The organism is Bifidobacterium sp. UBA6881, from assembly GCA_002451435.1.
Taxonomy (GTDB): Bacteria; Actinomycetota; Actinomycetes; order Actinomycetales; family Bifidobacteriaceae; genus Bifidobacterium.
In genome coordinates this window covers 19,527-31,746 of the sequence record DKCF01000030.1, presented here as the reverse complement: position 1 = coordinate 31,746, position 12,220 = coordinate 19,527, and the positions used below count along the sequence as shown (strand labels likewise).

The 12,220-nt window shown below is 62.4% G+C and carries 9 protein-coding genes and 1 tRNA gene; 2 read left to right on the top strand and 8 right to left on the bottom strand.

Annotated features, from left to right (window positions below; all coding sequences use genetic code 11):
* Positions 1 to 38 precede the first annotated feature (38 nt).
* Positions 39 to 2,495: a glycogen debranching protein GlgX gene (glgX, locus tag B3C64_RS02380; protein ID WP_291533460.1), complete on the top strand. Its 2,457-nt coding sequence runs from the start codon at positions 39 to 41 to the stop codon at positions 2,493 to 2,495.
* A gap of 190 nt (positions 2,496 to 2,685) precedes the next feature.
* Here glgX and rpsI read toward each other — a convergent pair whose 3' ends face one another.
* The 7 genes from rpsI to dinB form a co-directional block, all read right to left on the bottom strand.
* Entirely contained in the window at positions 2,686 to 3,177 is a 492-nt protein-coding gene (rpsI, locus tag B3C64_RS02375) for a 30S ribosomal protein S9 (protein WP_291533458.1), read from the bottom strand.
* Positions 3,178 to 3,197: 20 nt separating this feature from the next.
* On the bottom strand, positions 3,198 to 3,647 hold the full coding sequence (gene rplM / locus B3C64_RS02370; protein WP_291533456.1) for a 50S ribosomal protein L13: 450 nt from the start codon (positions 3,645 to 3,647) through the stop codon (positions 3,198 to 3,200).
* A gap of 322 nt (positions 3,648 to 3,969) precedes the next feature.
* Positions 3,970 to 6,132 (bottom strand): 4-alpha-glucanotransferase, encoded by a 2,163-nt coding sequence (gene malQ, locus B3C64_RS02365; RefSeq protein WP_291533455.1) that lies wholly within the window; start codon positions 6,130 to 6,132, stop codon positions 3,970 to 3,972.
* A gap of 169 nt (positions 6,133 to 6,301) precedes the next feature.
* Positions 6,302 to 7,096, bottom strand: a complete 795-nt coding sequence (locus tag B3C64_RS02360; protein ID WP_291533454.1) for an AbrB family transcriptional regulator — start codon at positions 7,094 to 7,096, stop codon at positions 6,302 to 6,304.
* A 48-nt stretch (positions 7,097 to 7,144) separates the two neighbouring features.
* On the bottom strand, positions 7,145 to 7,783 hold the full coding sequence (locus tag B3C64_RS02355) for an IMPACT family protein (protein WP_291533452.1): 639 nt from the start codon (positions 7,781 to 7,783) through the stop codon (positions 7,145 to 7,147).
* Between the two features lie 144 nt (positions 7,784 to 7,927).
* Positions 7,928 to 8,917, bottom strand: a complete 990-nt coding sequence (locus B3C64_RS02350; protein ID WP_291533451.1) for a D-2-hydroxyacid dehydrogenase family protein — start codon at positions 8,915 to 8,917, stop codon at positions 7,928 to 7,930.
* Positions 8,918 to 9,061: 144 nt separating this feature from the next.
* The gene (gene dinB, locus B3C64_RS02345) at positions 9,062 to 10,381 is read right to left on the bottom strand and encodes a DNA polymerase IV (protein ID WP_291533450.1); all 1,320 of its coding nucleotides are present in this window, start codon (positions 10,379 to 10,381) and stop codon (positions 9,062 to 9,064) included.
* A 263-nt stretch (positions 10,382 to 10,644) separates the two neighbouring features.
* On the opposite strand from dinB, the gene B3C64_RS02340 reads away from it, so the two are divergent.
* A tRNA-Ser gene (locus B3C64_RS02340) sits at positions 10,645 to 10,731 on the top strand.
* Between the two features lie 246 nt (positions 10,732 to 10,977).
* Here B3C64_RS02340 and dapC read toward each other — a convergent pair.
* Positions 10,978 to 12,114, bottom strand: coding sequence for a succinyldiaminopimelate transaminase (gene dapC / locus B3C64_RS02335; protein WP_291533448.1), 1,137 nt, complete (start codon positions 12,112 to 12,114; stop codon positions 10,978 to 10,980).
* Positions 12,115 to 12,220: the final 106 nt, after the last annotated feature.

Below are 12,220 nucleotides of genomic sequence, written 5' to 3'. Positions count from 1 at the left end.
TCAAAGGTTTGACACACAACGGCACCTACAATGGCCTTATGAAGAATCCACCCTTGCATCGTTATGCGACGCGTCCAGGTTTCTACTTCACCGATGATGGAGGCGCGGACGCCGTCGTCCGGTCCGAAACGGCCGATCAGGTATGGCTCTGCGTGTTGGAACCGCTCGACCGCCCCAGCTTCTTCTATTCCGAGGCGGCGCGTCTGTTCAACGAACCGGACACGACGTTCATCGACCAGGCGAAGACGCATCGCATCTGCGCCAGACGCATTCCGTCGCTCAATCTGCGCGAAACGCTGTTCCGCATGGACGGACCGAATTACGGCCTGTGGTACGTCCACCTGCCCAAGGCATGGGATGGCATGCAATACGGATACCGGGTCAGCGGACCATGGGATCCTGACCGGGGCGTGAGCTTCAACCCGTACAAGCTGCTGCTCGACCCCTACGGCAAAGGCATCGAAGGCCATATGACCCTTGATCCGGGAGCCTTCGCATACCAATGCGAGATCAAAGGCGGCAAAGTCGTCGGCTCGCCGTTCGGCGCCATGAGCACCATCGATTCCCTGGGCCACATGCCCGTTTCCGTGGCGATCGACGACCGCGCGACCGACAAGCACGCCGGCGAACCCTCCCATCCGCATGTGCCATGGAGCAAAACCATCATCTATGAACTGCACGTCAAAGGATTCACGGCCAACGCGCCATGGCTGCCCAAGGAGCTGCGCGGCACCTATGCCGGCCTCGCGCACCCATCGACGCTGTCCTATCTGCAGGATCTGGGCGTCACCTCCATCGAACTGCTGCCGATACAGGCGAAACAGACGGAACTGTTTCTGCAGGAGCGCGGACGCACCAACTACTGGGGATACTCAACCCTCGGCTTCTTCGCGCCGGAACCCTCGTACGCCACCAAACGCGCGCAGCAGGCCGGCGCGGGCGCGGTGCGGCAGGAAGTCATCGACATGGTGCGCGCGCTGCATGAGGCGGGTTTCGAAGTCATCATGGACGTGGTCTACAACCACACCTGCGAATCAGGTCCGGAAGGGCCGACGATCTGCTGGCGCGGATTGGACAATCTGGCCTACTACCGACGCACCGGCGACGAGCACAGCAGACTGTACGATACGACCGGCTGCGGCAACACGCTCGACTTCACCAACACGCATGTCACCACCTTCGCCGTGGATTCACTGCGCTATTGGGCCAAGCGCATCGGCATCGACGGATTCCGCTTCGACCTCGCGACCACGCTGGCGCGCCTCGACGGCGACTTCACACGGCACCATCCGTTCCTGTACGCGTTGCGTTCCGACCTGCTGCTGGGCAACCTCAAGCTCATCATGGAGCCTTGGGACTGCGGCCCCGACGGATGGCAGACCGGACAATTCGGCATACCCTTCGCCGAATGGAACGACCGTTTCCGCGACGGCGCGCGCAAATTCTGGCTCACCGACGTGGAGCGCACCCGCGGCGGGGAATCCGGGGAGATGACCATGCAGACGCTGGCCACGCGGCTATGCGGTTCCGCGGATCTGTTCGCCACGGATCCGGGACGCGGCTCGACGGCATCCGTGAACTTCATCGCATGCCATGACGGCTTCACCGCCGCCGATCTCACCAGATACCAGCGCAAGCACAACGAAGCCAACGGCGAGAACAACCACGACGGGTCGAACGACAATCATTCGGTCAATTTCGGCCATGAAGGCCCCAGCACCGACACCATCATCATCCAACAGCGCGAACGCGCCGTCATGAACATGCTGGGGATGCTGTTGCTGTCGCTCGGCACGCCGATGCTGCTCGCCGGCGACGAATTCGGCAATTCGCAGAACGGCAACAACAACGCCTACGCGCAGGACAACGAGACCAGCTGGCTGGACTGGGATTGGCTGTACAGCACCGAGCAGACGCCGGAACTGCGCCAATTCAACCTCATCTCACGGCTCATCGCGCTGCGCAAGGCTCGCAATCTCTACAATCATGAGGATTTCTTCAACCGGTTGAGCAAAATCGGACTGTTCAAAAAATCCGACCGCGTGCATTGGTACATGCCGAACGGCGAGAAACCCCACGATGCCGACTGGACGAACCCATCGGTCCGCGCATTCGCCATGCAGCTGCTCTCCGCCAATGAACCGAGCCTGCTGATTCTGATCAACGGATCCGATGAGATCACCAGATTCCACCTCCCCCGGAACATCGAATGGGAACTCGTCTGGTCCTCCGCGGAGATAGCCGGCGAATACCCCGGCCTCGGCACGTCGATCGAACGGGTGTCGGAATTCGATGAGGAGTCGGCGAGCAAACCCGCGGGACGGTTCCGCGACCATCTGCACCGCATCAACGTGATGTACTGGCAGACGGACGAGAACGAGAACAGCTTGGAATCGGCGGATGACGGATTGTCCACGAACGACCCGACGCTCTGGACGCTTCCCGCGTTGAGCATCAGCGTCATGAGACAGACCGCCAAGGAAGGCAACAGATAGCCAACAGGCTTGGAGAATGGCGCTCCCATGGAAAGCCATTCTCCAAGCCTGTTGTTGGCAACCTGTTGTTGGCGACGATGCCCTTCGACAACGCGCCATACGCACGGCACGCACCATATGGTGGCACAATGCAAAAAGCCTCTCGGAATCGAATTCCGAGAGGCTTTGATATGCCGTAAAGCAGTAAGCTTTAGCGCTTCGAGAACTGCGGAGCGCGACGAGCCTTGTGCAGACCGGCCTTCTTGCGTTCCACGACGCGGGCGTCGCGGGTCAGGAAGCCAGCCTTCTTCAGGGCCGGACGGTTCGCATCACGATCGATGGCGTTCAGAGCGCGGGCAACGCCCAGGCGGATTGCGCCAGCCTGGCCGGTGGTGCCGCCGCCGTCAACGAGGACGATGGCGTCGAACTTGCCTTCGAGCTTGAGCAGAACGATCGGGGAGTTGACCTCACGCTGCAGCAGCTTGGCCGGGAAGTACTCTTCCAGGGTGCGGCCGTTGATGGTCCACTTGCCGGTGCCCGGAACCAGGCGAACACGGGCGACGGCTTCCTTACGACGACCGGTGCCGTAGCCCGGAGCGATGGCGGAAGTGCCGGTGCCAGCGCCAGCGTTGGTCTCGGTGGTGTACGAGGTGAGCTCCTCTTCGGTCTCGAGAACCGCGGAGTTGTTGGTGTTTTCAGCCATGATTCTTATCTCCCTTCGGTTCACTTGGCCTGCTGCGAGATCTGAGCGATCTCGAAGACCTGGGGCTTCTGACCAGCGTACGGGTGCTCCGCGCCACGCAGGACGTGGAGACGGTCGAGCTGGACCTTGGCCAGACGGTTCTTCGGCAGCATGCCCTTGATGGCGGACTTGATGATGCGCTCCGGGTTCTTCTCCAGCAGCTCGGCGTAGCTATCGCGACGCAGACCACCAGGACGACCAGAGTGCGTGTACAGTTCCTTGCCCAACTTGTTGCCGGTCAGAACGATCTTGTCGGCGTTGAGGATGATCACGTGGTTGCCGGAATCGGCGTGCGGCGCGAAGGTCGGCTTGTTCTTGCCACGCAGCAGGATGGCTGCCTGGGAAGCGAGACGGCCGAGCACCACGTCGGTGGCGTCGATGACGTACCAGTCGTGAGTCAGATCAGCTGGCTTCGGAGTGAAAGTTTTCACGATGTACCTTTTCTATATATTGTGTTCCGGACCTTCCGACGATGCCAAAACGCTGGTTAGACGCAATATGACGCCGTTTTCGGGTCTCATTATCCGTGGGCTCCCTGAAAGTCCTCGATGGCGAGTGGGAAAAGCGCTTTGAAGGACCCCGTAGGGAAACACAACAATCTACTAGTGTATCGCCCGCCTTGACATTGCGCAACACCAATCCGGACGGACGACGGTCTGCGCGCGGCCGGGTGCAGACCGTCCGAATCACGGCAATCGGCCGTGCCGGCGCGATCGGAAAACACGATGTCCGACCGGCCGGACGTGAACGCGATCAGCCGCGCATGATGGAGACGAGTCTTTGCAGACGCGGATTGTCGTACAGCGCCTCCAACGGCACGGCATGTTCCTCGCCGTCCGCCAGCGGAACGCGCCAATTCGGATATTCGTTGTTGGTGCCGGGCTGGTTCTGCGTGCGTCGCTCGCCGACGGCGTCGACGAGCGACGCGGCCATCAGCTTGCACGGCGAGCCCTTGAGCCCCCGATACAGCGCGTCGACGATCTCGTCCTCATGGGCGGATTCGTCATCCAACGCGGACTTGTCGAGATACCCCTGACCGACCAGCATGTTCAGCATCGCGTTGTGCTCGGCAACTGCGGAATCACGGAATTCCTCCACCGGACCCGACAGCAGGCCCAATTGCTCACGCAGCTTCACATGACCGTATTCGAGGTAGCCGGCCGCCGGCGGCATGTCGTGCGTGTTGACGGAGGCCAGCGCATACGGACGCCAATCCTTCGGCGCACGGAACACGCCGTCCATCTGTTCGAACCATTCCACCGCGCAACCGAGGATGCCGTGCCGGGCCAACGATTCGGCAACGTACGGCGGCACCACGCCGAGGTCCTCGCCCACCACGACGCCGCCGGCGCGGGAAGCCTCCACCGCGAGGATGCCGAGCATGATTTCGGAATCGTAATGCACGTAGGCGCCATCCACGGCCTTCCGGCCTTCCGGAATCCACCACAGGCGGAACAATCCGAGGATGTGGTCGATGCGCACGGCCCCCGCATTGGCGAACATGCCATGGACCATGTCGCGGTACGTCTTGTAGCCGGTACGCTCCAACTCGATGGGGTTCAACGGCGGCTGACTCCAGTTCTGCCCCTGCTGGTTGAACATGTCCGGCGGTGCGCCGACCGTGGCGCCCTGGGCGAAACGCTCGGGGTTCCACCATACGTCCGATCCCGTGGGATGCACGCCGACGGCCATGTCCGCGATGATGCCGATCTTCATGCCGGCGGACCGGGCCGCGCGCTGCGCGGCATGCAGCTGCTCGTCGGCGACCCATTCCAGCCAACGATAGAATTCGAGCGTATCCGGATATTGCGCGCGCAACTGCTGGATTTCCGGGGAATCACGGTTGTATTTGCGTTCCCAATTATCAGGATCGTTCTCCGGCGCGCCCCACTTGTCGTAGCACAGGCACCATGTGGCGTACGACTCGATCTCCCCGCCGCACGCATCAAGGTACTTGTCGAACCGCGCCTGACGGTCCGCAGTGCGACCGGATTTGAAGATGATCCACAACGCCTGGATCTTCGCGTTCCACATCGCGTCACGGTCGATGCGGCGCGGATCGCCGTTCAGCGAGGCGACCTGGTCATGCAACGCGTCGACCCGGGCGCGGTCGTCCATCGACAGCAGCATGTATTCCGGCAGGGCCTCGGGACGGATGTACGTGAAGTTGACGAAGCGGCGGGAAATCGGTAGATACGGCGACGGCGTCAACGGCGACACCGGTTCGGCCGCATGCACCGGATTGATCAGCATGAAATCGGCGCCGGTCTTCTTCTTGCCCTCCGTCAGCAGCGTTTTCAGATCCTCGAAATCGCCGACGCCCCAGGAGCCATGGGAGCGAATCGAATACAACTGGCCCATCCAACCCCACAGGGAGCCGTCACGCATGCCTTCGGGCAATTCGATGCGCTCCGGCGCGCTGATGATGGTGGCCTGCTGGGAGCGCTCGCCGACGGTGACGTCCAGCGTGTGATAGCCCTCCGGCAGATCGGCGGGAAGCACCAACAGGGTGGTGAACACGAAATCGCCATCGACGTCATGGGCCATGCCGTCGTTCGGTCTGAGTTCGATCCGTCCGGAGTACACATCACCGTTCTCCAAGGTGATGGACGCCTCCGGCACGTCGAGGGCGCCGCCGTGGATCTCCACCGTGCTTTCCCTGCCGACGATGTGCAGTACGGTCGGGGCCACGATGCGGGTATCGCGGTCATGTTGGATGGATGTGATGGATTGCGCGATCGCCTCATCGTTGGAAGCGTCGACGCCAAGCGCCTTGAGCACCGCCACCAGAACATCGTCTTCGATTTCGTGGTAGTCGTGGCTCATGCCGACATAGCTGGTGGCGATACCCACCAGTTTTGCCAGACGGATGAGCGGACGGGCAAGACGCGCTGCGTTTTCGGTCTGTTCTGTCATATCAAACAGTGTAAGCCGCCATATGACGCACCACGCGCGGATACTCCTGCCCCTTCACCGGCACACGGCCGTATCGCCGATGCATCCAATCATCCGATTCGGACATTCCGGCCGCAATGCAGCCGCCATGCATGGCGCGCGCCTTGGACCGCCGACATCCGCGGGCGGGCTACTCGCGGTCGCGACGCTTCAATACGGCCCGCGCCACCTCTCCGGACGGATCGTCGGCGAGTTTGCCCAGCATCGTCTCGGACGTGTTCGGATTGAGCGCCACGGCCCTGCGGACCATGGATGCCAATACCGCCGGCGCGTCCGGTTCGAGTTCGGTGCCGAGTCTGCCAAGAAAATCAAGGGTCTGCGCGTCCATTGCCGGGTCCTGCGCCCCTTCGAGACGCATTTTCCATGATGTGCGCTTGTTGCGCAACGCGGTGTCGCGCACCGCCGGCGCCTTGTCTTTGGTCAGGCGTCCCACCAGCCAGTTCTTGTCATCGGCGTTGCCGGCCACGGCCTTGCGCACCTCGTCCGATTCGTCGGTCGACAGTTTGACCAGGATATTCGGGAACGGCATGGTCTGCGCCAGGAAGACGCGGTCCTCCAACGGGGTGTGCGGATTGCCTGCCACGGCCTCCAACAGTGCGGTGGCTCGGGAGAACGCCGCCTGGTCGGAGCGGTCGGGCAGCGGACGGCGTGCGAACTCGCTGAGTTCCGCCGCATCGGTGGAATGCCGCAACCGCTCGTACGTGGCCGTCAACGGTTCGAAATCCGCAGTGGATTGGCCAACTCCGGCCTGTTCGCCGTTCTGCTCGGCGACCGGCTCGTCGGATTGCCCGCCAGTTCGCGCATCCGTCTGTTCGGCTCCGGCGTTTTCTGGCGATCCCGTGGCTTCCGGGGTGTGCTCCGAGAAGCTTTCCGGGGATTCTTCCTCGGCGTTTTCCTTGTTGCGGACGTTTTCGGCTTCAGTCATGGTTCCACCTTACCTTGCGCAGGGTCATGGTTCGGACGCGATCGCCGTTCACAGTTTCACCGGACGATTGGAGGTGCCGGTCAACGCCGGTTTCACCGTCGCGTTGAATGCCTCGATGATGCGGGATTCGAATGTCGCCTGCCGTTCCTGCGGCACGACCACCGTCAGCTCGATGCGGTCGGTGTATTGGGCGTCCGCCTGCTCACCGTCGACTCCCGCCAGAAGATTCTGGAAGCTGCCCAGCTGCGGATAGTCAAGCGTGACCCGATATTCGGCGCACGGCACGATTCTCGCCTTGCTCGCGGCCTTGACGGCGATCGACGCGCCTGTGGAGTACGCGCGTATCAGACCTCCGGATCCCAGCAGTATTCCGCCGAAGTATCGGGTGACCGCGACCACGCAGTCGGTCATCTCATTGGCGCGCAGCACATCGAGAATGGGCTTGCCCGCGGTGCCGGACGGTTCGCCGTCATCGCTCATGCGTTCCGCCAGCCGCCCGTCCGAACCGCCGCACACCGCCGCGTACGCGACGTGGCGGGCCTTGGGATGCCGGTCACGGATCGTCTGGACGAACGCGAGCGCCTCATCCAGGGAATCGACATGGCACGCGTCACCGATGAATTCCGATTTCTTCTCAACAAACGCGTCATGCGCCGGCCGATCGGCGGAATCAAGTATGGTCTGCATGCTGTTCAACCTACCCAATCACGGCGACGGAAGCCCCGTCATCGCGCACGCCGAATCGTCCGTGCCGCGCCGCCACGGAAACCCGGCCGCGAAGCAATCCCAAGCCGCTGCCGACCGTGCCGGAACGCCCGGCGATCCACCGAGTCATACGACGACGTTGAAATCCTCGCCTTTGCAGTATGCGGCGATGGACCGCACCACCTGCCTGGTGATGCCGACGTACGCGCCATCGGTACGCCATGCGGTGTGCGGCGTGAGCACGATGCCGGGAATCGAGCACAGCGGATCGTCCGCGGCGAGCGGCTCATGGTCGAACACGTCCAAGGCCGCGGGAATGTCGCCGTGGCGCAAACGCGCGAGCAGCGCACCCGGTTCGATGATCTCGGCGCGCGCGGTGTTGATGAACAGCGTTCCAGGGCGCAGCGCGGCGAGGTTCTCGGCGGTGACGATGCCACGGGTGGAATCAAGCAGCGGCATGTGGATGGACACCACGTCGGAGCCGGCGATGAGTTCGTTCATATCGTCGACCGGCGTGACGTTCAGGTCGGAGAACACCTGCGCCGGAACGTGGGAGTTCCATGCGGACACCTTCATGCCGAACGCTCCGGCGATTCTCGCCACGGTCCGGCCGATGCCGCCAAGGCCGATGACGCCCAGCTTTTTGCCGTACAGCTCGTAGCCGTCGTTGCCGTCCCAACCACCGCCCTTCACCTCGCGGTCGAGGTCGCCGACATGCCTGGCGAGCTCCATCAGCAACGCCATGGTGTGCTCGGCGACCGCATGATCGCCGTAATGCACCACGTTGCATACGCGGATGCCACGCGCCTTGGCCTTGTCGAGGTTGATGTAGCTCGCCACGCCGGTGCCGCCGAACGCGTAGCACTTGGCCCGCAGCCTGTCGAGAATCGAATCGGTGCAGTGGAAGCCGACGACCATGACGGCGTCCGCATCCTCGCAACGTTCGACGATGGTGTCTTCATCGAGCGTGAAGTCCTCGTACATGCGCACCCGCGCGACGTTTTCCAACAGCGCGAAGTTCCGTTTGAACGGTTCGATCATGGATTCGATGACCACCGGCATGACGACCAGTGGCAGATCGGTACGTTCGGATTGTGTCGTGAAAATCTCACCCATGGCGCTCTCACCTTCATGCTGTGTGCCGGCGCGCATCCACGCGCCTTGCCGTTATCGACGGGTACGGAAATCATTGTGCCACGATTCGCACAGCCATGCCGTCCTTCGTCTGCGAGCGCACGCCCTTCCCCTCATGGGCGTCGCTCATCGACCATGTTCGGACACGCCGAAACCGGCGATGGCGTCACCATATTTCCGGCGCACCGCGTCGAGCGCCGCCTCCGCTCCGCGCAACCGGGCGGATCTGGTGTGGCGCATCGCATCCGCGCCCACGGAGGGAAGGCGTTCCTCCACTTCACGCTCCTCAAGCATGTCGTCCAAGGACGGTTGGACGACCGCTTCCGACGCCTCCACCAAGCCGCTGACGCTCATTCCGGCCAGACGCACCGGCCGGGTCAGCGACACGGCGTCCGCGGAGCCCGGCGGCATGCCCATCATGGCCAGCAGCAATCCGACGCATTGCGGATACAGGGCGCTCGCCGCATCGACGGGGCGTTCCATCGTCCGTCCTTTGGTGGCATAGCTCAGATCGGGGAATCTGAGTTTCACCATGACCTTCCGGCCCATCAGCGAGCGTTTGCGCAACGTGGCGGCGACGTCGTCGCAACACCAATGGAGCATGGAGCACACCTCGCGCATGCTTTGCGTGTCTCGGTCGAAAGTGCGTTCCGCGCCGATGGACTTTTCCGGGGCGCGCGGCGAGACCTGCCGCTCATCCAATCCCCTGGCCGCCAGATACAGCCCATGCGCCGCGGCGGACGAACCGGTCGCCTGGGTCAACGATTCGACGCTCATCGCGGCGAGGTCGGCAACCGATGTGACGCCCCATGCGTTCAGCCGTTTCTCCAATGCCGGCCCTATCCCGGGAATGCCGCGCAAAGGCATCATCTGCACGAATTCGGCATGTCGGGCGCGGGGAATCATCAGCATGCCGTCCGGTTTGGCGTTGGTGGACGCCATCTTCGCCACCAGCTTGTTGGCCGCGATGCCGACGGAACAGGTGATGTGGTACCGTTCGGCCACCTGGCCGCGGATCCATGCGCCTATGGCCCGGGGACTTTTCCACGCGCGCAGGGCGCCCGAAACGTCCATGTAGCATTCGTCGACCGACACCTGCTCGATGCGGTCGGTGACATGGCTGAACACCTCGGTGAAGATTCGCTGCGACATCATGCGGTAATAGCGCATGTCCACCGGAAGGAAAACGCCGTTGGGGCAAAGCTGGCGCGCACGCGCGCTCGCCATCGCCGAATTGATGCCGTATTTGCGAGCCTCATAGCTGGCCGCGGACACCACGGAGCGATTGCCGGTACCGATGATCACCGGCCTGCCCGCGTATTCCGGATGCCTTGCGACCTCCAAGGACGCGTAGAAGGCGTCCATGTCGATGTGCAGCACGGTGCACCCGGTCTCGTCGTGACCCCAGTCACGTTTGGCCGCCGCGATTCTTGGTGCTGTGCTCATGCCTTCATGATAATCCGCGATCGGTATATTTTGGAACAAATGTTCGAATTCGCATATTTCGGGCACGCTTTCCGGCCCAGTGCTGCGCCGCACCATTCAGACGGTCGTTCCGAACGGCCGCAAATCCACCGAGAATTCAGCGCGCATATGGCCTTTCGGCGGCTGATTTCGGATTATCCCGACGATTTTTACGCAATATGGTGTTTTGTCGGCAAAGAGATGCTATAGTTACATGCTGTTGCGTCGTAATACGATGCAGCAGTGGAGTCATGCCTGAGTGGCCGATAGGGGCACCCTGCTAAGGTGTTAGCCGCGTTAGCGGCTCGAGGGTTCGAATCCCTCTGACTCCGCTCGATGGAAAAGCTCCGAAACCGTTGAATTCCAATGGTTTCGGAGCTTTTCCATATGCCGCGAAGCGTGCGATATGCACGAAAACATGCCATTGCGCAACTAGACATAGCGGCAACCGTTCATCTTCCATGCCGAAGACGTCCGATATGGCCGTATTGACGCCAACCGCCAATATACCCACGTCGGTGTCGGACAAATCGGCATATATGCCCGACGACAGCCAAGCATCCCACCAATATGCCCGCTCAGCGCGCGAGACGTTCGGCGGCAGCGGCGATCGCCGCGTCGCTGGCCGTCGCGGAGAAACGCAGGTACTCCGGAGCGCCATAAAATTCGCCGGGACTGGCGATGATACCGATTTCGGCAAGCTGCGCCATGTCGGTCCAGCAATCGCCCGACTTCGCCTTCACCCACACGTACAGCGCGCCCGCCGGCATGTTGACGCAATACCCATAGGCGCGCAACGCGCCGACCAGCACGCCCAGGCGCTCACGATACCGTGCGTGCTGCGTCTTCGCCGACTCCACATCACGCAGACCTGCCGCCATGGCCGCCTGCACCGGTCCGGGGATGATCTGCCCGATCTGCTTGCGGTACGCCGTCATCGGACCGACCAGGGACGCGTCGCCCGCGATGAACGCGGTGCGGTATCCAGCCATGTTGCTTTGCTTGCTCAGCGAATACAGCACCAGCACGCCGTCCGCGGTGCCGCCGCACACGTCGCCACGCAATGCGCATGGTGCGGATTCCAATACGTCGGAGGCATTCCCCCGCCACTGCATCAGCGCATAGCATTCATCGGAAAGCACCACCGCGCCGATCTCGCGCGCGGCATCGACGATGCCTTTCATCCGCACCGCGGAGTACACCTCACCGGTTGGATTGCACGGGGAATTCACCCATACCGCCTTGACGCCCGGAACGTTCTTCCAGGAATCCACATCGGACACATCCTCGACTTTCAGCACGCGCGCGCCGGCCAGCTGCGTACCGATCTCATACGTCGGGTACGACACCTTCGGCTGCACCACGACATCGCCCTCGCCGAAATGCAACAACGACGCCATCAACGCGACGCCTTCCTTGGAGCCGACCGTCGGCACCACGTCGGCGCCGATTCCGCGCACATCGACCCCGCGCATGGCCGAGAACCATTCGACGATGGCCTCACGCAGATCCGCGGTACCGGCGGTGGCCGGATACCCATAGGCGTTCGGATCGTTCGACGCGATGGCGAGCGCCTTGCGCACCGAATCCGGCACCGGATCGACCGGAGATCCCACGGACAGGTCGATCATGCCGCCGAACGCGGCTTTCGCCGTGCGCTTGTAGGAAGCGATGCGCGACCAATCATATGGCGAGGAAAACTCGTGAAAACCCATCCGTGAAGCTCCTTCAAAAATCAGAACGTTGCTCGTTCCAGCATACGACAACACGCGCACGGACGACCGCCGGATCCGCATACGACGAAGGCCGTTTCGCCGGCAA